The sequence below is a fragment of the Microlunatus phosphovorus NM-1 genome (assembly GCF_000270245.1).
Classification (GTDB): domain Bacteria; phylum Actinomycetota; class Actinomycetes; order Propionibacteriales; family Propionibacteriaceae; genus Microlunatus; species Microlunatus phosphovorus.
Genome location: NC_015635.1, coordinates 4,439,758 through 4,460,995 on the forward strand (window position 1 = coordinate 4,439,758; position 21,238 = coordinate 4,460,995).

The 21,238-nt window shown below is 68.9% G+C and carries 20 protein-coding genes; 10 read left to right on the plus strand and 10 right to left on the minus strand.

What is annotated here, in order from left to right:
- The first annotated feature begins 85 nt into the window (after positions 1-85).
- Complete coding sequence (locus tag MLP_RS20040; RefSeq protein ID WP_172641605.1) at positions 86-1,426, plus strand: FAD-dependent oxidoreductase; 1,341 nt, start codon at positions 86-88, stop codon at positions 1,424-1,426.
- A 106-nt stretch (positions 1,427-1,532) separates the two neighbouring features.
- Positions 1,533-3,686, plus strand: coding sequence for a HelD family protein (locus MLP_RS20045; protein ID WP_041793089.1), 2,154 nt, complete (start codon positions 1,533-1,535; stop codon positions 3,684-3,686).
- 166 nt (positions 3,687-3,852) lie between these two features.
- On the opposite strand, the gene metF is transcribed toward MLP_RS20045, so the two are convergent.
- Entirely contained in the window at positions 3,853-4,770 is a 918-nt protein-coding gene (metF, locus tag MLP_RS20050) for a methylenetetrahydrofolate reductase [NAD(P)H] (RefSeq protein WP_013864999.1), read from the minus strand.
- 211 nt (positions 4,771-4,981) lie between these two features.
- Between metF and MLP_RS20055 the strand changes: the two genes are divergently transcribed.
- Positions 4,982-6,139, plus strand: a complete 1,158-nt coding sequence (locus MLP_RS20055) for a polyprenyl synthetase family protein (protein ID WP_013865000.1) — start codon at positions 4,982-4,984, stop codon at positions 6,137-6,139.
- Positions 6,140-6,160: 21 nt separating this feature from the next.
- Here the strand turns inward: MLP_RS20055 and MLP_RS26675 are convergent, their stop codons facing one another.
- Genes MLP_RS26675 through thiE form a run of 3 tightly spaced genes read right to left on the minus strand, consistent with a single transcriptional unit; the run spans position 6,161 to position 7,787 of the window.
- Complete coding sequence (locus tag MLP_RS26675; RefSeq protein ID WP_013865001.1) at positions 6,161-6,538, minus strand: barstar family protein; 378 nt, start codon at positions 6,536-6,538, stop codon at positions 6,161-6,163.
- Positions 6,535-7,032 carry a ribonuclease domain-containing protein gene (locus MLP_RS20065; protein ID WP_083843887.1) on the minus strand — a complete coding sequence of 166 codons (498 nt, stop codon included), beginning with the start codon at positions 7,030-7,032 and terminating at the stop codon, positions 6,535-6,537. Before MLP_RS20065 ends, MLP_RS26675 begins: the two co-directional genes overlap by 4 nt.
- Before the next feature lie 20 nt (positions 7,033-7,052).
- Positions 7,053-7,787: a thiamine phosphate synthase gene (gene thiE, locus MLP_RS20070; RefSeq protein ID WP_013865003.1), complete on the minus strand. Its 735-nt coding sequence runs from the start codon at positions 7,785-7,787 to the stop codon at positions 7,053-7,055.
- Between the two features lie 107 nt (positions 7,788-7,894).
- Between thiE and thiO the strand changes: the two genes are divergently transcribed.
- From thiO to MLP_RS20095, 5 genes are all read left to right on the plus strand, one after another.
- Positions 7,895-9,094: a glycine oxidase ThiO gene (thiO, locus tag MLP_RS20075; RefSeq protein ID WP_013865004.1), complete on the plus strand. Its 1,200-nt coding sequence runs from the start codon at positions 7,895-7,897 to the stop codon at positions 9,092-9,094.
- The gene (gene thiS / locus MLP_RS20080; RefSeq protein WP_013865005.1) at positions 9,091-9,297 is read left to right on the plus strand and encodes a sulfur carrier protein ThiS; all 207 of its coding nucleotides are present in this window, start codon (positions 9,091-9,093) and stop codon (positions 9,295-9,297) included. Before thiO ends, thiS begins: the two co-directional genes overlap by 4 nt.
- A 4-nt stretch (positions 9,298-9,301) precedes the next feature.
- Positions 9,302-10,102 (plus strand): thiazole synthase, encoded by an 801-nt coding sequence (locus MLP_RS20085; RefSeq protein WP_013865006.1) that lies wholly within the window; start codon positions 9,302-9,304, stop codon positions 10,100-10,102.
- Between the two features lie 277 nt (positions 10,103-10,379).
- Positions 10,380-12,431 carry a Stk1 family PASTA domain-containing Ser/Thr kinase gene (pknB, locus tag MLP_RS20090; protein WP_041793095.1) on the plus strand — a complete coding sequence of 684 codons (2,052 nt, stop codon included), beginning with the start codon at positions 10,380-10,382 and terminating at the stop codon, positions 12,429-12,431.
- A 42-nt stretch (positions 12,432-12,473) separates the two neighbouring features.
- Positions 12,474-13,340, plus strand: coding sequence for a DMT family transporter (locus MLP_RS20095; RefSeq protein WP_013865008.1), 867 nt, complete (start codon positions 12,474-12,476; stop codon positions 13,338-13,340).
- Positions 13,341-13,420: 80 nt separating this feature from the next.
- On the opposite strand, the gene MLP_RS20100 is transcribed toward MLP_RS20095, so the two are convergent.
- The 6 genes from MLP_RS20100 to MLP_RS20125 all read right to left on the minus strand — a co-directional run bounded on the left by MLP_RS20100 (position 13,421) and on the right by MLP_RS20125 (position 19,166).
- Positions 13,421-14,128, minus strand: coding sequence for an SDR family oxidoreductase (locus MLP_RS20100; RefSeq protein WP_013865009.1), 708 nt, complete (start codon positions 14,126-14,128; stop codon positions 13,421-13,423).
- Complete coding sequence (locus MLP_RS20105) at positions 14,118-14,771, minus strand: MBL fold metallo-hydrolase (protein WP_013865010.1); 654 nt, start codon at positions 14,769-14,771, stop codon at positions 14,118-14,120. The genes MLP_RS20100 and MLP_RS20105 overlap by 11 nt, the downstream gene beginning before the upstream one ends.
- 225 nt (positions 14,772-14,996) lie before the next feature.
- The gene (locus MLP_RS20110; RefSeq protein WP_013865011.1) at positions 14,997-16,022 is read right to left on the minus strand and encodes a threonine aldolase family protein; all 1,026 of its coding nucleotides are present in this window, start codon (positions 16,020-16,022) and stop codon (positions 14,997-14,999) included.
- Positions 16,023-16,050: 28 nt separating this feature from the next.
- On the minus strand, positions 16,051-17,445 hold the full coding sequence (locus MLP_RS20115; protein ID WP_013865012.1) for a class II 3-deoxy-7-phosphoheptulonate synthase: 1,395 nt from the start codon (positions 17,443-17,445) through the stop codon (positions 16,051-16,053).
- Between the two features lie 144 nt (positions 17,446-17,589).
- A complete protein-coding gene (locus tag MLP_RS20120) occupies positions 17,590-18,387 on the minus strand; it encodes a lysophospholipid acyltransferase family protein (protein ID WP_013865013.1) in 798 nt (265 codons plus the stop codon).
- Complete coding sequence (locus tag MLP_RS20125; RefSeq protein WP_013865014.1) at positions 18,384-19,166, minus strand: lysophospholipid acyltransferase family protein; 783 nt, start codon at positions 19,164-19,166, stop codon at positions 18,384-18,386. The genes MLP_RS20120 and MLP_RS20125 overlap by 4 nt, the downstream gene beginning before the upstream one ends.
- Before the next feature lie 87 nt (positions 19,167-19,253).
- On the opposite strand from MLP_RS20125, the gene MLP_RS20130 reads away from it, so the two are divergent.
- On the plus strand, positions 19,254-20,087 hold the full coding sequence (locus tag MLP_RS20130) for an alpha/beta hydrolase (RefSeq protein WP_013865015.1): 834 nt from the start codon (positions 19,254-19,256) through the stop codon (positions 20,085-20,087).
- Between the two features lie 199 nt (positions 20,088-20,286).
- A complete protein-coding gene (locus MLP_RS26680; RefSeq protein ID WP_049804607.1) occupies positions 20,287-21,234 on the plus strand; it encodes a C40 family peptidase in 948 nt (315 codons plus the stop codon).
- Positions 21,235-21,238: the final 4 nt, after the last annotated feature.

Below are 21,238 nucleotides of genomic sequence, written 5' to 3' on the forward strand. Positions count from 1 at the left end.
CCTAGCCGCGCTCAGGTCTCGCCGACCGGGCGCCGCAGCCAGTGGGATCGTCGGAGCTTCGGCTCGGTCGTTTACGCTGCCGGGTGTGAGCGCGGCGGCGAGGGCACAGCGACCCGGCGGCGGATCACCCGTCGTGGTGGTCGGCGGCGGCTTGGCCGGTCTGGCGGCCGCCATGCGGCTGGCCAAGGCGCGCCACCCGGTCCGGCTGTACGAGGCCGCCGATCGGCTCGGTGGCCGTTGGTCGTCGCGAGTCCAGAGCTTTCCCGGCGGTGACGTCATCGTCGACGACGCACCGGCAGTGCTGGAGTTCCCGGCTCCGTGGCGCGACCTCTACCGCAAATCCGGCCGCACCCTGGCCGACGAGTTCGACCGGTCCGCGGCGACACTCTCGGCGGCGCCGCCGGCGACGTACGTGTTCGCCGACGGCGCCGAGCTGAGCTGGCCCACCGACCGGGGCGAGCTGTTCTCGGTGCAGGAGAAGCGGTACGGCACGGCGACCGCCACCCGGTGGCGGATGCTGGTGGACCAGCTGGACGACGTCTGGCAGACCGTCCGCCGACTCGGCTGGGAAGCGGAGCTGACCGGCAAGGCCCAGCTCACGGCACCGGTGCGACGCCGGATCCGGCAGGACCGGACGATCGCCGACCTCGCCGAGGAGATCGATCATCCGCATCTGGCCGCCGTGCTGCGCTGTGGCGCCTACCGGCAGGGCGGAGAGCCGGAGACCACCCCCGCGTGGTGCGCGGTCGCCCAGTCGATCGAACGCCGCTTCGGCCGCTGGACGCTGCAGTCGGACTGCGGGGACGACGACCAGGACCGGACGGGCCGCTCCTCCACGCTGATCGACGCCCTCGCGGCTCGGGCCAAACTGCGACGCGTCGACATCCACCTCAACGAGAAGGTCGATCTGCTCGATCTCGACCGCGGCCGGGTCCGGGGGGTGGTGACCACGCACGAGCGGCTCACGGCCAGCGCGGTGGTGTGGACCGCCGATCCTTGGCAGCTGCCCGATGCCGGACTCCCCCGGTTCCGGGCTCGATCGCTGCGTCGGCACCTGCATCACCTCCATCCCGCCCAGGCGCCGACCGTCACCCACGAACTGCTGCCGTACGCCGACGGCTGGGCAGAGGGCCTGGTGAGCGAGACGATCACGCTGGACGACCGAGGAGTGCCGACCGTCAGCTACCAGCGTCCGGTCACCGCGGGCACCCTCCGCAGCATCCACGACTGGCAGCGGAGGCAGCCCGACCCTGGCTACGGCGCCGCCTGGCACGGCTTCGAAAGCTGGCTGAACCGACCACCGGTCCGCAGCGGTCTCGACCACCTGCTGCTCGCCGGACCCTGGTCGCCGGCCGGCAACAGCCCAGCAGCCGCCATCCTCTCCGGTGCGCTGGCCTCGTACGCGGTGCACGAGCTGGTCAGCTGAGACGACAGGCTCGACGATCCCCGGTCGGCACGACGCACGGGTAGAGTGAGTCGTTCGTTTTTCGCTGTCGTACGGTGAGGCCGGTTTTCCCTTGAAGCAATCGACGCTGGAGCACGAGCTGGCGATCGAGCAGGCGCACGTGGACTTGGTGTACGCACGTCTCGACGAGGCAACCCGGTCGGCCCAGCAGGTGGCCAACGAGGGGGCCAAGCTGTATCACTCCGAGCGTGACAGCTTTGTCCGCGAGGAAGACGGCACCGGTCTCTTCGAGCGCGATGTGTTCGCCTACCAGGCCGCCAAGCGGCTCGCCGTGCTGGATGCCGAGCACGAGGGTCTGGTGTTCGGACGGCTGGACCGGACCGACGGTGAGATCCGCTATGTCGGCCGGATCGGGGTCCGCGACGCCGAGTACGAGCCGCTGGTGATCGACTGGCGGGCTCCTGCGGCGGAGCCGTTCTATCGCGCCACCCCGGCGAACCCGATGCAGGTGGTTCGGCGACGGGTGCTGCGCTGCTCGGGCGATCGGGTGATCGGCATCGAGGACGATCTGCTCGACGACGGCTCCGCTGCCGACCTGGTCGTGGTCGGCGAGGGCGCGCTGATGGCTGCCCTGAGTCGCGCCCGTGGGCCGCAGATGCGCGACATCGTGGCCACCATCCAGGCCGAGCAGGACGACGCGATCCGTGCGCCGTGGCAGGGCTTCACACTGATCTCCGGTGGCCCGGGCACCGGCAAGACCGTGGTCGCGCTGCACCGCGCCGCGTTCCTGCTCTATACCCACCGCCGCCGGTTCGAGAACGGTGGTGTGCTGGTCGTCGGGCCGAGCCAGGTGTTCATGAACTACATCGAGCGGGTGCTCCCCTCCCTCGGCGAGGATGCGGTGACGCTCCGATCGGTCGGCACCGTCGCCTCCGATGTGGTCGACCTTCGCGGGGAGCGGACCGACGACGCGACGGTGGCCACCATCAAGGGCAGCCTGCGGATGGTCGCCGTGCTGAAGCGGCTGGTCAACGAGCCGTGGCAGGACGTGCCGCTGGAGCTGTTCGTCAGCGTGCAAGGGCACGTGCTGCGCCTGGGTGCCGGCGAGTTGGCTCGGATCCGGACCGACGTGCTGGCCCACAACAAGCTCAACGCCGGCCGAGAGGCTGCGGAACGGGCGCTGCTGAATGCGCTGTGGCGCAAGCGGCCGGTCGAGCTGGATCTGGAACGAGACGACTTCGACGAGCGAGTGGCCGACACCGCCCAGTTCGCCGTCTTCGCCAATGCCTGGTGGCCACGGGTCAGCGCGGCCGATGCGCTGGCCCGGCTGGCCTCGCCGACCCTGGCGGCTCGGCTGTCCGAGCATGTGCTGAGCGCCGACGAGGCCGAGCAGCTCAGTGCCTCGTACCGGAACCGGCGCGGCGCCCACGACTGGACGATCGCCGACGCCGCACTGCTGGACGAACTGGTGCACCGGCTCGGACCGCTGCCCGAGCCGGAGGAACGTGAGGTGTCGCTGTTCCTCGACGACGACGCCTCGGTCTCGGAGCTGGTCACCACGATGGAGCGGCTGGAGACCAAGCGGGAGGTCGACCCGTTCGCCACCCCCCACCAGACGTACGCCCATATCCTGGTCGACGAGGCGCAGGACATCACCCCGATGCAGTGGCGGATGCTGCGCCGGCGCGGGTCGAGCGCCAGCTGGACCGTCGTCGGCGATCCGGCGCAGAGCTCCTGGCCGGACCCGCGGGAGACCGATCGGGCACTGCGTGAGTTGATCGGGACGGCACCGGTGCGCCGGTTCCGGATGAGCACCAACTACCGCTCGCCGGCCGAGGTGTTCGACCTTGCCGCCAAGGTGGTGGTGCATGCCTATCCGGACGCCGATCTGCCGGTCGCGGTGCGCTCGACCGGAGTATTGCCCGAGTTGCGGACCGCCCTGGACGGGGATCTCGCCACAGATGTGCGGTCGGGTGTCGCTGATCTGTTGGCGGCGGTCGAGGGCACCGTCGGGGTGGTAGCCCCGCCCTCGCTGCTCGCCTCGGTCGCGCAAGCGCTCGACGAGACCGGTGAGGACCGCGATCCGCGGGTCCTGGTGGTCACGGCGCTGCAGGCGAAGGGGCTGGAGTACGACGGCGTCCTGGTCGTCGACCCGGACGCCATCGTGGCCGAGTCCGCCGGCGGGCTGCGGTCGCTCTATGTTGCGCTGACCCGGCCGACCCAGCGGCTGATCACCCTGGATCTCGGCCGGGACCCGGCCTGGCGCAAGAACCTGGTCTGATCGTCGGGGTCTGAGCCTCCAGTTCGCCGCCGCCTGGCCGACAGTTTTGTTCCGTGGTCCACCTCAGAAGGGGACCACGGACCAAAAGTCCGGGCCCGGTACGCGCTTCGTGGCCCAGCAGGCGAGCGGACCTGGGAGGCGGCGCCCACGCGGAACACCGGGAAACTCAGTGCACGCGGGCGAGCGGCTCCACTTCGCGCAGGATCTCCAGCGTCGCGGTGGAGCGGTTCATGGTGATGAAGTGCAGCCCCGGCGCGCCGCCGGCGAGCAGCCGTTGGGACAGCTCGATGGCCATCTCGACCCCGATCTGGCGGACGGCGGCCGGATCATTCCCGGCCGCGGTCACCCGGTCGACGACCCAGCTGGGCAACTGGGCCCCGGACAGCTCGGCGAACCGCTGAATCTGGCTCAGCCGGGTGACCGGCATGATGCCGGGGATGATCGGCAGGTCCGAGCCCAACGCCCGGACGCGCTCGACCAACTCGAAATAGTGCTCGGCGGTGAAGAACAGCTGGGTGATCGCGAAACCGGCGCCGGCCTGCTCCTTCGCCACCAGGATCCGTGCGTCGAGATCGGCGTTGTGCTGCTCGGGATGCAGGTCCGGGAATGCTGCGACACCGATACAGAAGTCCCCCAGACTGTGGACCAGCTCGACCAGCTCGGTCGCGTTCGCCAAGCCGTCGCGATGCCGTACCCACGGCTGCAACGGACCGCCCGGCATGTCTCCGCGGATGGTCAGAATGTGCCGGATGCCCACCCCGGCGTACGCACCCACCACCTGACGCAGCCGGTCGCGCGACTGGCTGGCGCAGGTCAGGTGCGCCATGGTGCGCAGCGTCGTGTGCTCGGCGATGGCGTGGGTGAGCTCGATGGTCCGATCCCGCGTCGAGCCGCTCGCCCCGTAGGTGACGGACACGAAGTCGGGGCCGAGGGCCTCCAGCCGACGCACCGTATCCCACAAGAGCCTGCCCTGCTCGTCGTCCTTGGGCGGGAACAGCTCGAAGGAGAACAGCGGGCGTTCGGCGGCATGCAGCAACTCAGCGACGGTGGGCGGGCGCGTCGCGTACACGTTCCGGCCCACCATGCGGGCAACCCTAGTGGTTGCGACCGGAGGTTCGTCACGGGTGTCCGGCATCCAGGTGCGTGCATCGCAAGGCCGACGAGGAAGGGATACCAGGTCGTATCACGACCGAGGAGAACGCAGCGAGGTGCGTGCCTGGGCGTCGGACACTCCGACGAACCTCCGGTCGTGACCACTCACCACGGCGTTTTCCCCGAATCCGTAGGCTCACCATGTGGTCGACGCTCCTGCTGTTCCCGTGCTGCTGGATCCCAGCAGGCCGCTTGGCATCCCCTTCCGAACCAGGATCGGAGAGCGGATCACCGCCTTCCTGGCCCGGCGGGCCGACGAGCTGATTGAGCTTCAGCCGGAGATCGAACCGTTGCTCGCAGTCACCGAGCGGCTGCTCTCCGGCGGCAAGCGGATGCGCCCGGCCTTCTGTCTGTGGGGCTATGTGGCCGCCGCAGGCCTGGATCGCGCGACAATGGATGGCGCGACAGGAGCGCCGGCTGATCCGGTGCTCGACAGTGTGCTCGATGCGGCCGCCAGTCTCGAGCTGTTGCATGCGAGCGCCCTGGTCCATGACGACGTGATGGACGGCTCCGACACCCGTCGCGGGGCACCTGCCGCCCACCGCCAATTCGAGGGCCTGCATACCGCCGATGACCGGCTGGGTGAGCCGGAGCCGTTCGGTCGGGCCGGCGCCATCCTGCTCGGCGATCTGCTGGTGATGTGGTCGGTGGAGATGCTGGAGCAGGCCGGGATGCCGGTCGCCGTGGCGCCGGCGGCGTACTCGATCGCACAGCGGATGCGCACCGAGGTGACCTGCGGTCAGTATCTCGATGTGACCGCGCAGTCGCGTCCCTTCGGGGCCGAGCTCGGCCATGCGCTGGATGCGGCGAACCGCGTGGTGGAGTACAAGTCGGCCCGCTACACCGTCTATCGCCCCGCGCAGCTCGGCGCGGTGATCGGCGGCGGTTCCCCGACCCTGCTCGATGCCCTGGCTGCATACGGGTCGCCGCTCGGCCGCGCCTTCCAGTTCCGGGACGATCTGCTCGGGGTGTTCGGCGATCCGGAGGTCACCGGAAAGCCGGTGGGCGATGACCTTCGGGAGGGCAAGCGGACCGTGCTGGTCGCCCATGCCCTGGCCCATACGGACGCGACCGGCCGGGCGCTGCTGACCACGCGGCTGGGCGACCCTGAGTTGGATGACGCGGGGGTGGCGGCCCTGCAACAGGTGATCATCGGCAGCGGCGCTCGCGAGGCGGTCGAGGTCATGATCGACCGCGCCTACCAGGAGGCGATCGCCGCGCTGGCCGAGCCGTCGATCAGCACTCCAGGTCGGGAGGCACTGACCGCGCTCGCCACGGCGGCCGTCCGCCGTCAGGCCTGAAACCCGTGGAACCCCCGGGAATCAGGCGAGCACGACGGCAAACGGTGGGTCCTGGGTGGACCGCTCCGTCAGGACCTCCAGCAGCTGCGACCAGCGCTGCGGGCGCGCAACGGCGTACGAGTCAGCCCCCCGCCAGACCAGCGCGGTGGGCTCACGCAGATCGGTGAGCACGTCCCAGAGAGCGTCGAGGTTGGACCCGGTCCACTCCGGCAGGTCGAGTGCCGTCCGCAGCGCGGCATAGAAGTCGCGGGTACGCGAGACCTCGGCCACGACCGCCACGCGCCAGCCCTCGTCGGCGAGCATGGCCTCGACCGGCGGCCCAGTCTTGACCGGCAACTCGAGCCGATAGACACCGCCGTGGCCCGCGGCCAGCTCCCACAACGCATCGGAGTCACTCATCGCTTCACCCGCACGAACGACGCATAGTGATCCTCGGTGTAGAAGAGCTCCCGATCATGATCCCCGGTGACGATCCGACGAGGTCCGCGATCCCGCTTGCCCGGTGCCGACACCGTGTACTCCCGGTAGTAGCCCTTGGGCTGCTTCGGCAGCAGCCCCTCGAAGTTGTTGAACGTCGACCCGTCCTTCGCGTACGGGAACGGCCCGCCGGCATCGATCAAGGTCACGGTCTGCTGAGCCTGGCGCGGCAACTCCGTCAGACAGACCCAGGTCCAGCCGCCGGCATCCACCGTGGTCCCGGCACAGGTGCCGCCGGGAGAAGCCGAGCCGGCCCCGGAGGTCGGTGATCCGGAGCCTTGACTGCTGGCACCCGAGCCAGGAGTCGAGGTGTTCGTCGGTGCCGAGCTGCCTGGATCGAGGAGAGCCAACGCCAACACGACGACCGCGGCCAGGGCAGCGACGACACCGCCGATCCCCTTCATCTTCCTGCTCATCGCCGCAGCTTTCCGACAGGTCAGCGGGCCGGGCCGGTGAATCCGGCGGCGGCCAGCGCGTACGGCTTCATGGCCGGATCGGATCGCCAAGCTTCGCGCAGTCGATCGCTGAGCTCTCGGGCCCCCGCCTCGGGATCGTCGGCCTGGGTGATCGCCCGGACCACGCATACCCGGCGAGCCCCGGCAGCCAGCACCTGGTCGAGGTTGCCCAGATCGATGCCGCCGATGGCGAACCAGGGCTTGGCTGCGATATCGCTCGGCGGGGCGACCTCGGCGGCGTACTGCACCAGATCCAGACCCGCCGGGCGGTAGTCCGGCTTCGTCGGAGTGGCGTACACGGGTCCGACGCAGAAGTAGTCCGCGTCCCCGTCCTCGATCGCCCGGTCGGCCTGCTTCGGCTCGTGCGTCGACCGACCGATCAACGCCCACCGAGGCAGCTGACGCCGAGCCTCGCGGGAGGAGCCGTCGGTCTGGCCGAGATGCAGCACGTCCGCGGCGAACCGCCCGGCCAGCCGCGGCGAGTCATTGACGCAGATCAGCGCCTGATGCCGCTCGGCGGCGCGCCGGGCGATCTCGAGCGCGTCGAGTTCCTCAGCAGGATCCATCTCCTTCTGCCGGATCTGCAGGATGTCGACGCCACCCGCAAACGCCGCCTCGCAGAACTCGGCCAGATCGCCGCGCTCGGTCCGGGCGTCGGTGCACAGATAGAGCCGGGCCAGTCGCAGCCGTGCCTGCAAGCCCATCAAGGCGGTCATGGTGGTCGAGGTTAGCGTTCGCACCCGACAGCACCGGCCGAATCCGGCTCGGAGGCTCGGAGCTGGACGGGGTCACGACTGTCAGGGCGACTTCCTAGACTGCAAGCGTGAACACCATCAGCTCCGTGCCGGTCACCGCCGACGTGGTGGTGATCGGCGGCGGCCTGATGGGCCGGGCGGCGGCCTGGCGGCTGGCGAGCGCCGGGCTGGACGCGGTCGTGGTCGCCGGCGAACCGCAGGCCGCGGCGTCCAATGTCGCGGCTGGCATGCTGGCACCGGTCACCGAGACGACGTTCACCGAAGAGCTGCTGCTCGGCCTCAACCTGGCCTCGATGGAGCGCTATCCGAGCTTCGCGGCCGAGGTCAGCGAGGCCAGCGGGCTGCCCAGTGGGCTGCGGTCGGGACCGACGATCTCGATCGCCTACAACGCCGACGACGCGGCCCGAATGGCGCAGCTCGCCGACTATCTGACCCGGCTGGGCCTGGAGTCGACCCGGTTGACCAGCCGGGAGGCCCGGCAACTCGAGCCGCTGCTGGCGCCGACGATCCGTGCTGGCCTGCTGGTTCCCGGGGATGCGAGTTGCGACAACCGGCAACTGCTAGCGGCTTTGCGCGAGGCGGGTGGGCGCTCCGGCGTACGGACTCTGACCGGGTTCGTCCACCACGTCTCCTCGACCGCGGACCGAGTCACCGGCGTGGTGCTCGCCGACGGCAGCGAGATCTCCGCGCCGACCGTGGTCGTCGCCAACGGTGCCTGGGCCGGTCAGCTGACCGGGATCCCAGCACTGCCAGTCCGCCCGGTGAAGGGCCAGATCCTGCGGCTGGACCCGGGCAGGTTCCCGCAACCCGGCCTCGTCGTGCGAGCTTTCACCCGGGGTACGGAGATCTATCTGGTGCCGAGGGACAGTGGCCACGAGCTGGTCGTCGGCGCGACCTCGGAGGAGTTGGGCTTCGATCGCCGAGTGACGGCCGGCGGGGTGTACGAGCTGCTGCGGGACGCGCGGCTGGCGATCCCGATGAGCACCGAGTACGTGCTGGCCGAGACGTCGGTGGGCTATCGGCCCGGCACTCCGGACAACGCGCCGATTCTCGGCCGAGGTGCCCTGGCCGGGCTGGTGCTGGCCACCGGCCATCACCGCAACGGCGTCCTGCTCACCCCGATCACTGCAGACGCCGTGGCCGAGTTGATCCTGCATGACCGGTCGCTGCCGGTGATCGAACCGTTCGGTGTCGAGCGATTCGACCGATCGACGAGCGGCCGTGCCACATCCGAACGGCCCCAGAACGACCGAGGAGTACGTACGTGATCATCTTCCTCAACGGCGAGCAGCGCGAGGTCGCCGAGGATGCGACACTGCGCGACGTGATCGTCGAGCACGGGGACCTCGAGCCCCGCCGCGGCATCGCCGTCGCGGTCGATGGCTCGGTGGTGCCCCGGGCGCGGCTGGCCGACACCGCGCTCAACGAGGGAGCCAAAGTGGAGATCGTGACGGCGGTGCAGGGTGGCTGAAGCCATGGCGCGTGAGGTAACCGCGGTGCCTACGACGACCGACGACCCACTGGTGATCGCCGGCAAGGCGTTCGGCAGCCGGCTGGTGATGGGCACCGGCGGTGCCCCCAGCGTGGAGGTGATGGAAGCCGCGCTGCTGGCCTCCGGCACCGAGCTGACCACCGTGGCCATGCGCCGGGTGAACCCGAGCGCCCCCGGCTCGGTGCTCGATGTGCTCGACCGGCATCGGATCGCGGTGCTGCCGAACACCGCCGGTTGCTATTCGGCGGCCGAAGCGGTGCTGACCGCGCAGTTGGCCCGGGAAGCGTTGGAGACCGACTGGGTGAAGCTGGAAGTCATCGCCGACGAGATCACCTTGCTGCCCGATCCGATCGAGCTGCTGGACGCGGCAGAGCGACTGGTCGCCGACGGTTTCGTCGTGCTGCCCTACACCAACGACGACCCGATCCTGGCCCGCAAGCTGGCCGATGCCGGCTGCGCGGCGGTGATGCCGCTGGGCGCGCCGATCGGCTCCGGGCTAGGCATCCGCAACCCGCACAACATCGAGCTGATCGTGGAGTCGGCGACCGTGCCGGTCATTCTGGACGCCGGGATCGGCACCGCATCCGAGGCCGCCCAGGCGATGGAACTCGGCTGCGACGCCGTGCTGCTGGCCTCCGCGGTGACCCGCTCCGAGCGTCCGGTGCAGATGGCCGAGGCGATGAAGTACGCGGTCCGCGCCGGTCGGCTGGCCCGCGGTGCCGGTCGCATTCCGGTTCGCCGCTATGCGGAGGCATCCTCGACGGATGAAGGAAGAATTGACTAGCGCAGCGCAGCCCGGCGCGACCGGGAGTGCAGGAGCGTCCGGTCGTAGGACACGCTGTTCCGTCCTGCGACAGGACGCGACGAACGAGCGGTCCTGAGCGCCGGGCGAGCAGTGCCATTCACACGGCCTCAATCTCCTCAATCTCACGGCGCGCCCTCCCCGAACCAGACCGAACTCGCGCCTAGACTCCGTCGGAAGGCCACCGGGGCAATCAGGAGCCGCGGGGTCGACTTCCCCACGGCCAACTTCCCCCACCGTGTTTGGAGCAGGCGTGACCATGACGAGCGTTGGTGACCCCCTGGTGGGCCAGCTGCTCGACGGTCGCTATCAGATCACCCACCGGCTGGCCCGCGGCGGCATGGCGACGGTCTATGTCGCCACCGACACCCGGCTGACCAGGACGGTCGCCGTCAAGGTGATGCACGTCGGGCTCGGGGACGACGCAGAGTTCGCGCGCAAATTCGACCGCGAGGCCCGGTCCGCGGCCAAGCTCTCGCACCCGAATGTGGTGTCGGTCTTCGACCAGGGACACGACGACGGCCGGCCCTACATCGTGATGGAGTATGTCGAGGGTCGGACTCTCCGTGACATCCTCAACCACGAGGCGCCGCTGCCGCCCGAACGGGCACTGGAGATCATCGAACCGGTGATCGCGGCCCTCGCCGCAGCCCACGAGGCCGGTCTGGTGCACCGCGACGTCAAGCCGGAGAACGTGCTGCTCACCGAGCGGGGCCAGATCAAGGTCGTCGACTTCGGGCTGGCCAAGGCGGTCAGCGCACAGACCTCGACCGCCACCCAGGGACTGCTGATCGGCACCGTCTCCTATCTGCCGCCGGAGTTGGTGCTGTCCGGCAAGTCGGGTCCGCGATCCGACGTCTACAGCGCGGGCGTGGTGCTGTTCGAGATGCTGACCGGCCGGAAGCCCCATGTCGGTGACACCCCGATCCAGGTCGCGTACGCCCACGTCCACAACGATGTGCCGCCGCCGTCGCAGTTCCGCACCGCGGGACACATCCCGCCCTATCTCGACGCGCTGGTGGCCGGAGCGACCGCCCGCAACCCCGATGCCCGGCCGCACGACGGCAAGGTGTTCCTTTCCCAGGTGCGTCGCGTGCGAATGGCCCTGCGCGAAGGGTTGCCCGACGATCCCGAGCTCACCCAGGACCTGAGCGTGTTGCAGCGCTCCGACCTGTCATCGGCGATGCCGGCCGGAACCGATCCCGACGCCGAGCTGACCCAGTTCGTGCCGGCGCCGGGTGCGGTGCCGGTCAGCCCACCGCGGATCGTGCATCAGCGCGGCCATACCCCGACGTCACCGCCGACCGTCCGAGATGCCCCGCCGCCCGCCGTGCCCTCGACTGATCCTCGCGGCGGCCAGTCGCACAACCCGGGTGCGTACGTCTCCACCGAGCGACTGGTGTCGCGCCGCGAGCGGGAGGCCCAGCGCCGGCGGCGCGGCTGGCTGATCGTGCTGCTGGTCTTGATGCTGACCGCCGTCGCGGCCCTGGCCGGCTGGTATCTCACCGAAGGCCGGTTCACCGCGACCCCCGCGTTGGCAGCGCTACCGAAGGCCGAGGCAGCCTCCGTGGCCGAACAGGAGGGCCTGCAACTCAGCTTCGTGGACGCGTTCTCCGAGACGGTCCCGCGTGGCGTCGTGATCGACACCGATCCGACGGCCGGCACCAAGGTGCCCGACGGGGGCTCGATCACCGCGATGCTCTCCCAGGGCCCGGAGCGCTACGGCATGCCGAAGCTGGTCGGCCTGAGCAAGGCCAATGCCGTCGACGCCATCAAGAAGGCCCACCTGGCTGTCGGCAAGACATCGGAGACGTACTCGGAGACGAGCAAGCGCGGCACGGTGCTCACGGCGTCCTACCAGCCCGGCACCAAACTGAAGTCGGGCACGGCGGTCGACCTGACCGTGTCCAAGGGCCCGCAGCCGATCAAGATCACCGACTACACCGGCAAATCGACGGCAGCCGCAGTGAAGTCCTTGAAGAACGCCGGCTTCAAGGTCAAGGTCACCGCCGAGCACTCCGACAGCATCGACAAGGGTCTGGTGATCAGCCAGTCGCCGAAGTCCGGCACCGGCGTGAAGGGCGACACGATCAGCCTGCAGCGTTCGCTCGGCCCGGTGATGGTGACCGTTCCGAGCGTCCGCGGCCAAGGGGTCGAGGCGGCCAAGAAGGCCCTGACCAAGGCAGGTTTCAAGACCAAGGTGCAGCCGGTGGCCGTCAACTACTTGGGGCTCGGGTACGTCGTCTACACCAGGCCCGGCGCCAACAGCGCGGCACCGAAGGGCTCTACGATCACCTTGTACGTCGTCTGACCATCCTTTCGTACGCGTCGGCTGAATCCGGGATCTGACTGCATGGCTGTGCGCCGAGGTGAGCTCGGTCCGCTGATCGCGCTGCTGGCGATGACGGCGGCCTGGGGCTCCACGTTCTTCATGATCAAGGACGTGGTCACCCGGATCCCGGTCCCGGACATGCTGACCATCCGGTTCGCCATCGCCGCGGTGGCACTCGCGATCGTCGCCGGGCGGCGACTCAAGATGCCGCTGCGTACCCTGCGCCAGGGACTGTTGCTCGGTGTCCTGTACGGGATCGCCCAGCTGCTGCAGACGGTTGGACTGGCCCACACCGCGGCCAGCGTCTCGGGTTTCCTGACCGGGCTCTACGTGGTGCTCACTCCCCTGCTCTCGGCGCTGATCTTGAGAACGCGGATCGCACCGGCGGTTTGGGCGGCGGCAGTCCTGGCCACGGTCGGGCTCGGTGTGCTGTCACTGCAGGGCTTCGCCATCGGCTATGGCGAGTTGCTCACCGTGGCGTCGGCTGTCGTCTACGCCCTGCACATCATCGTGCTCGGTCGGGTGAGCGAGCCCGGGACGGCACTGCAGCTGAGCGTGGTGCAGATGGCGGCGATCGCGGTCGTCTGTGGGATCGGAGCGGCGCCGGGTGGCATCCAGCTGCCGAGCAGCGGAGTGGACTGGGCCATCGTCGTCTATCTCGCGCTGATCGCCGGTGCGCTGACGATGCTGTTGCAGACCTGGGCCCAGGCTCGGGTGGAGGCGTCCCGCGCTGCGGTCATCATGGCCATGGAGCCCGTGTGGGCCGCCGGCTTCGCCGTAGCGCTCGGCGGGGAGAGCCTGACCTGGCGGATGCTCCTCGGCGGCGGCGCCATCCTGGCCGCCATGTATCTGGTCGAGCTCGCCCCCCGCCGGCGGTCCGTCCCTTGATCTGCTCGATCTTGTCGGTCTCGCTCGATCTGTAGCCCGAGCGAAGCCGACAATCCCGAGCAGATTTGGGCAGACCTACTTCAGAGGCTGGCGAGGGCTTCGGCGATCGGGGTCTCGCCCGAGATCACTTCGAACTGCCGGCGCACACCGGTGCCGTCGACCACCAGCCGGACCACGAGTTCGGCGACGTCGTCCCGCGGGATCGGGCCCCTGCCGGTCTGCTCGGCGATCAGGATCCGGCCGGTGGCCGACTCGTCGGTCAGCCGACCGGGCCGGACGATGGTCCAGTCCAGCGGGCGCGAGCGTACGATCTCGTCGGCCTCGGACTTGGCTCGCAGGTAGACCTGGAACACCTCACCGGAGCCCACCTCGAAGTCATCGGCCGCCATCGCGGAGATCACCACATAGCGTCCGATCCCCGCCAACTCGGCGGCATCGGCGAGCAGGATCGCGCCATCCCGGTCGACGGTCATCTTGCGCGCCGTACCGCTGCCCGGCCCGGCACCGGCTGCGAACACCAGCGCGTCCGCCCCCTGGGCCTGCAGAATCTCGGCCAGCTCAGAGGCGGTTTGCCGCTCCAGATCGAAGACCACTGGTTCGGCCCCGACGGCGCGCAGCTCGTCGGCATGGTCGGCGTTGCGGATCAACCCGATCGGCCTATGTCCCTCGGCTCCAAGCCGATGCTGCGCGAGCAGAGCGATCTGCCCATGACCGCCGGCGAAGACGACCGTGAGCCGTCTCCCCTGTTCAGACCCGCCCCGATCGGATCCAGCCTGATCAGAACTCATGAGTCACTCCTGCCCGCAGATCAGTCATCCGCGTACTCGTCATGTCGACAACTCGGCCATAGATCAGACCGCGGCCACGCTCGTTGAGCAACCCGTCGTGGATCGGGAATCCCTCCAAGGATCCCACCGCACGGACGAAGTCGATGGTCTCCTTCATCGCCGCCCATGGGCCCATCATCGGTACGCCGACGATGTCCACGCCACTGGGGACGGCGGCCAGCGAGTCACCCGGGTGGAACAGCGCCGGTTGGCCTTCCGAGCGCAACACGAACCCGACATTGCCGATCCGCGGGATGTCTCGATGGATGATCGCGTGCTCGCCACCGACAGCGGTGACCAGCAGATCACCGACCACGGTCTGCTCGCCCGCGGCCAGGGGGTGCGCATTCAGGTCGGGAAACCGGCCCGCCCCGGCGGCCAGGGCGATCGACGGCTCGACATAGACCTTGGCCCCCGGGTTGGCGGCCACCAACGCCGGCACATGCGCCGGATCGGCGTGATCAGGATGCTGATGGGTGATCAGCACCGCGTCGAGGTCGGTGACCCCGTGCCAGTCGTCGGAGAAGTTGCCAGGATCGATCAGGACGCGTGCGTCGTCGGTCTCGACGAGGACGGCCGAGTGACCGAGGTGTGTGATCCGCATACGACCCAACCTACCGACGCCGCCCGCGCGGTGGTCGAGGAGTCGAATGTCTCCTCCTCTGACCGCGACTGGCTGCCTCGAGAAGGAGCAAACGCAGGTAAATCCGCGCGTTTGGGGTGCATCTGCTCCTTGTCGAGGACGGCTGCTCCTTCTCGGCATCACCAGCCGCATCGGGATCGACGGTGATGCCGGCCGCTCTGAACAGCGTACGAAGTGTCGGGAAGATCAGGAACGAAGCAGCCGACCGATCACGGTGCCGGCGCCTGCGCACTGGTCGGCAGTCACGCCCAAGTACGTCACAGCGCGCAACATCCGCGGACCCAACGCCGAGACCCGAACCCCTTCATCCAGCGCCGCGGCGGCGACCTCGGCGGCCGGCCGCTCTCCGGTGTCGAGCACCACGATGTTCGTCGCTACCGTTTCCGGATCCACCGCTCCAGGTGCCTGTTCGGCCACCGCGCGGGCGAACAGTGACGCAGCCAGATGATCTTCGGCCAGCCGGTCGACGTGATGGTCCAGGGCATACAGCCCAGCTGCGGCGAGGATGCCGGCCTGACGCCAGCCACCGCCCAGTCGTTTGCGCCGCACCCGGGCCTTGGCGATATTGGCGGCGCTGCTGACCAGCATCGAGCCCACCGGAGCGCCGAGGCCCTTGGAGAAACAGACGCTGATGGTGTCGAACAGCCGGCCATAGTCGGCGAGCGGCACGCCCGTCGCCGCGTGCGCGTTCCACAGCCGCGCGCCGTCGAGGTGGACCCCCACGCCGACCGAGTGGCACAGCTCCGACAGTTCGGCCAGCGTCTCGTACGGCTGCACGGTGCCGCCGCCGAAATTGTGGGTGTTCTCCACGGCGACCGCAGCGGTCGACACCAGATGCGGACCGGCATTCGGCGACAACATCGCCTCGTACGCCGCCAGGTCCACCAGCCCGTCGGCCGAGGACACGGTCCGCATCGTCACCCCGTGCACCGCGGCGTGGGCGCCCATCTCGGCCCGCGCGATGTGGGCCGCGGCATCGCAGAGCACCTCCTGGCCGGGCTCGACCAACAGCCGAACCCCGAGCAGGTTGGCGAGCGAGCCCGTCGCGCAGAACAGCCCTGCCTCGTGCCCGAGCAGCGCAGCCGTCCGCCGCTCCAGCTCGTTGATGGTCGGGTCCTCGGCATAGACGTCGTCGCCCAGCGGGGCGGTCAGCATCGCCTCGCGCATCCCAGGCGTGGGCAACGTGAGAGTGTCGGAGCGCAGATCGATCACCAGAAACAACCTTTCGGAAGCGGCAACCTCAAAACGAGACGGGCACGAATGCCTGCACCGGGTTCGGCCGCCGGATCCGGCCGGTGGTCAACCGCTCGGCCACCAGGAAGGCCAACTCCAGCGACTGGTTGCGATTCAGCCGCGGGTCGCACAAGGTCTCGTAGCGGTTGACCAGGTCGGCTTCGACCAGGTCCTCGCTGCCGCCCACGCACTCGGTGACATCGTCGCCGGTGAGCTCGACATGCACCCCACCCGGCCAAGTGCCCTGTTCCTCGTGCACGTCGAAGAAGCCGTTCAGCTCCCCGATCACATCGGAGAACGCCCGGGTCTTGAAGCCGTTGCGGGCCTCGAAGGTGTTGCCGTGCATCGGGTCGCAGACCCAGGCGACCTGTCGGCCGCTGGCGGTCACCTTGGCCACGATCTCGGGCAGCACGTCGCGGATCCGGTGCGCACCCATCCGGGTGATGAAGGTGATCCGGCCCGGCTCATGATCGGGATCGAGCCGGTCGGCCAGCTCCAGTGCGGTGTCCGCGGTGCTGGTCGGGCCGAGCTTGATGCCGAGTGGGTTGCGGACATGCCGGAGCAACTCGACATGGGCGCCCTCCAACTGCCGGGTGCGCTCCCCGATCCACAAGAAGTGACCGGAAACGTTGTACGGCAGCTGGGTCCGCGAGTCGACCCGCGTCATCGCGTGCTCATACTCCAGGCTCAACGCCTCGTGGCTGGCGTAGAAGTCGACGGTGCCGAACACCTCGTCGTCGATGCCGCAGGCCACCATGAACGCGAGCGCGCGATCGATCTCGTTCGCCAGCGTCTGGTATTGCACGCCAGCCGCGGAGCTCTTGACGAAGTCGGCGTTCCAGGTGTGCACACTGCGCAGGTGAGCGAAGCCGCCGGTGACGAAGGCCCGCACCAGGTTGAGGGTGGCGGCCGAGGCGTTGTAGACCCCGAGCAGCCGCTGCGGATCGTGCCGCCGCGCCTCGGGCGTGAACGCGAACCCGTTCACCGCGTCCCCACGGTAGGCCGGCAGCGTGACGTCACCCCGCGTCTCGTTCGCCGCCGAGCGCGGCTTGGTGTACTGCCCCGCCATCCGGCCGACCTTGACGATCGGCACCTGGGCGGCGTACGTCAGCACGATCGCCATCGACAACAGGGTCCGCAGCTTGCCCTGGATGTTGGCCGCGGTCACGCCGTCGAAGGTCTCCGCGCAGTCGCCACCCTGCAGGACGAACGCCTCACCGGCCGCGGCGCTGGCCATCTTGGCGCGCAGGGCATCGCATTCCCCCGCAAACACCAGCGGCGGCAACGAGCGCAGCCGGTTCACGACGTGGGCAACCTCAGTCAGGTCGTCGTAGCTGGGCTGCTGCAGTGGCTTGAGCGCGTGAAGCTCGTCCAGGGAGGGAATGGGGGGGTTGTCGGGCACGCGGCAACTTTAGACGGCTCGACATCGGTCGGCGCGCGCTTTACGGTGCGTGGGATCGCGCCCGCCACCCGATCCCCGGCGATCATTGAGTGAGTTCTTGGGGCGAGTACGCCACGAAAACTCACACGACGACCCACGACTGGGTCACGTCTGCGGTGAGACCTCGTCCTCTTCGGCCTGTTTGGCCTGCTTGGCGGCGAGCTCCTTCGCTGCCGGCGCGTACATGTCGACGTACTCCTGCCCGGTCAACTCCATGATCGCGTACATGATCTCGTCGGTCACCGAGCGCAGGATGAACCGGTCCTCGCTCATCCCGTCGTAGCGGGAGAAGTCCAACGGCTTGCCGAACTTCACGGTCGGGCTGATCACCTTGCTGACCACCTTGCCGGGTGGGGCGATCACGTCGGTGCCGATGACACCGACCGGAATCACGGGCACCTTCGCCTCGAGCGCCATCCGCGCCACGCCGGTGCGGCCCTTGTAGAGCCGTCCGTCATGGCTGCGGGTCCCCTCCGGGAAGATGCCGAACAGATCACCGCGCTCCAGCACCCGCAGACCGGCCCGGAGCGCCCCTTCCGACGCTCGGCCGCCGCTGCGGTCGATCGGCACCTGGCCGGTGCCGGCGAAGAACCGGCGTTGTGCCCATCCCTTGACACCATCGCCGGTGAAATAGTCCGACTTCGCCACGAAGGTGATCCGCCGATCGAACGCCAGCGGCATGAACAGCCAGTCCGCGAAGGAGAGATGGTTGGCGGCGAGGATCGCTGGGCCTTCCTTCGGCACGTTCTCCGCGCCCTCGACGATCGGGTTGAAGATCCTGCGCACCGGCGGTCCCAGCAGCACGTTGCGCATCACCCAGTAGAGCCCACGGCCCTGGCGATCCTGCTTGTCCTTGCGCACCGCCAGCTCAGACTTGGCCCGCCTACGATCCCCTTTGGTCACGAGGCCTCATCCTGAACCTGCTCGTCTCCCGGCACCGGAGGCACGGGCCGGCCGAGCCCTGGGCGAGCCACCACTACCGCCGAGGGCAACTGACGCCCTTCGGCGAGCGCAGACTTCACCGAGGCTGCGTACGCGTCGACGTATTCCTGACCGGACTGCGCCTGGACCGCCGCCATGATCTCGTCGGTGACATAGCGGATGACGTTCCGGTCAGTGGCAGCCGCCGCATAACGGTCGAACTCGATCGGCGGGCCGATGGAGATCTTGGTTCGCGGGTAGTACGGAATCCCCAGCCGCTTGGTCCGCCTGGCCACCGAGTCACGAATACCGATCGGGATGACCGGCACCTTGGCCTGCAGCACCAGCCGAGCTACCCCGGTCTTGCCCTTGTAGAGGCGTCCGTCCGGCGACCGAGTGCCTTCGGGGAAGATCGCCAGCAGTTCGCCGTTCTTGAGCACCTGAAGCACGCCGTCCATGCTCCCAGCGCTGGCGCGTCCGCCGGAGCGGTCCATCGGCAACTGGCCGACCGCCGCCAGGAACCAGGCGACGATCCGCTTGCCGATGCCGCCACCCTGGGTGAACAACTCCGCCTTGGCCGGGAAGGTCAACCGGCGACTGATCATCGCCGGCACGATGAAGGTCTCCACGGCCGACGTGTGGTTGCACACCACGATGGCCGGTCCGGAGTCGGGGACGTTCTCCAGCCCGGTGACCTTGGGACGCCAGATCAGCCGGACGACCGGCACGAACAGCGACCACTTGAAGATCCAGTAGAACAACGCCCCTCCAGGCCCTCCAGCGGCTTGTTTCCGCACCGAGCCTAGTGCCCTCGCCCGCGGTGGCGGAAGCTGTGCCACGATGCGCTCGTGACCTCACTGCTGAGCAGAGCCCTGGAGCCGGTGGTCCGACTCGTCGATCGCTTTCACGGCCGCGACGAACCGACGCCGCCAGCTTTTGTCGACGACCCGGCCATCCAGCCGTACGCAGCCGGAGAGGGCCCGATCGGGGTCCTACTCGTGCACGGGTTCACCGGCACTCCCCAGTCCATGCGCCCTTGGGCAGAGCACCTGGCCGCGGCCGGTTACGCCGTGTCACTGCCCCGGTTGCCCGGGCACGGAACCCACTGGAAGGAGCTCAACGCCACTCAGTGGATCGACTGGTATGCCCACATCGAGGCTGCGTTCAACGAGTTGCGGGAGCGCTGTGCGCAGACCTTCATCTGTGGTCTGTCGATGGGTGGTGCGCTGAGCCTGCGGCTGGCCGAGCAGCATGGCGACGCGGTCTCCGGTCTGGTCCTGGTCAACCCGGCTATCAACATCACCGACCCGCGGATGAAAGTCCTGCCGGTGCTGTCCCGGCTCGTGCCGTCTCTTTCGGCCATCGGCAACGACGTCGCCGACCCGGCGGCCCGAGAAATCGCCTATGACCGCAACCCACTGCGCGCGCTGCACTCCCAGAGCAAGCTGTGGGCCGATGTCGTCGCCCATCTCGATCTGGTCACGCAGCCGCTGCTGGTCTTCCGCTCCGAACAGGACCACGTCGTCGACCCCTCCTCGGTGGCGATCCTGAAAGAGCGGGTCGGCTCCGCGGATGCCGAATTCCGCACCCTGACCCGCAGCTTCCACGTGGCGACCCTCGACTACGAGGCCCAGGAGATCTTCGACGCGTCCGTGGAGTTCATCGGTCGCCTCTCGTCCTGAACTGGGCCTTCAGCCCAAAAGCACCCGAAAAGTCTCAACCTCATCTCGACCTTCACCGGCGTGTCGCCTTGCATAGCACACCCAAATGTTGCCCGTGATCTTGCTGTGATCATTGGTGCATGGTTAGCCTCCTGAGGAAATCTCAGTCTCCTGTGACTGAAGTGACCACAGAGCAACCACATCGGTGAGGAATCACACCATGTCCGTCTTCGAAGCTTGTCCGGCGCGCGCGCCGCTCGGACGCCGCGTGATCACCAGCCTCGCCGCCCTGAGCGGCGCGGGTGTGCTGATCGCCATCTGCGGGGTCACGCCCGCTCATGCCGCGTCCAGCACTGGGGTGGCGACCACCACCGTCAACATCCGTACCGGCGCCAGCACGTCGGCCACCGTCGTGGGCAGGCTGGTCCGCGGCCAGAAGATCACCGTCAACGGCCACGCCACCGGTGACTGGGTGAAGGTCCGGTTCCGTGGCACCACCGCGTACATGGACGGCGAGTACCTGGATCGGGTCGGCGCCCGTCCGGCAGCGCCGAAGCGCATCCCGGCCGGCGGGACCAAGATCGCCACCGAAGAGCTCAACGTGCGCACCGGACCCAGCACCCGCTACCGGATCGCCAGCGAACTGGCCGAGGGCAGCGCGATCACGCTGACCGGTCGATTCAGCGGCGGCTACGCGCAGTTCCGGCAGGGGACGGCCACCCGCTGGGTCTCGGCGGCGTACCTCGCCGAAGCGGTGGGCTCCGCCTCCCCCAGCCGGCCGGTGCCGGTGAGCATCAGCAACCCCGTCAGTTCCAGCCACCGGGGGCAGGTCGCCCTCGCCTTCGCTCGTGCCCAGCTCGGCGAGCCGTACGTGTTCGGCGCGACCGGTCCAGACCGTTGGGATTGCTCGGGCCTGTCCCAGGCCGCGTGGCGAGCAGCAGGAGTCTCCATCCCACGCACCACCTACACCCAGTTCAAAGTCGGGAAGCGGGTCGCGCGCGCCGACCTGCAGCTCGGCGATCTGGTCTTCTTCTACGGTTCGAATCCCAGCCACGTCGGTCTGTACGCTGGTGACGGTCTGATCATCAACGCGCCACGACCCGGCAAGACGGTGTCGTACAGCAAGATCAGCTCGATGCCGTACGCGGGTGCCGTCCGGCCGGGCTGACCCA

Bases quoted from the DNA above. Each gene is read 5' to 3' on its own strand.
- metF (WP_013864999.1), bottom strand. From the start codon at position 4,770: ATGGTGGGCCGGAACGTGTACGCGACGCGCCCGCCCACCGTCGCTGAG.
- MLP_RS26675 (WP_013865001.1), bottom strand. From the start codon at position 6,538: ATGAGTGACTCCGATGCGTTGTGGGAGCTGGCCGCGGGCCACGGCGGT.
- MLP_RS20065 (WP_083843887.1), bottom strand. From the start codon at position 7,032: ATGAGCAGGAAGATGAAGGGGATCGGCGGTGTCGTCGCTGCCCTGGCC.
- thiE (WP_013865003.1), bottom strand. From the start codon at position 7,787: ATGACCGCCTTGATGGGCTTGCAGGCACGGCTGCGACTGGCCCGGCTC.
- MLP_RS20085 (WP_013865006.1), top strand. From the start codon at position 9,302: ATGGCGCGTGAGGTAACCGCGGTGCCTACGACGACCGACGACCCACTG.
- pknB (WP_041793095.1), top strand. From the start codon at position 10,380: ATGACGAGCGTTGGTGACCCCCTGGTGGGCCAGCTGCTCGACGGTCGC.
- MLP_RS20095 (WP_013865008.1), top strand. From the start codon at position 12,474: ATGGCTGTGCGCCGAGGTGAGCTCGGTCCGCTGATCGCGCTGCTGGCG.
- MLP_RS20100 (WP_013865009.1), bottom strand. From the start codon at position 14,128: ATGAGTTCTGATCAGGCTGGATCCGATCGGGGCGGGTCTGAACAGGGG.
- MLP_RS20105 (WP_013865010.1), bottom strand. From the start codon at position 14,771: ATGCGGATCACACACCTCGGTCACTCGGCCGTCCTCGTCGAGACCGAC.
- MLP_RS26680 (WP_049804607.1), top strand. From the start codon at position 20,287: ATGTCCGTCTTCGAAGCTTGTCCGGCGCGCGCGCCGCTCGGACGCCGC.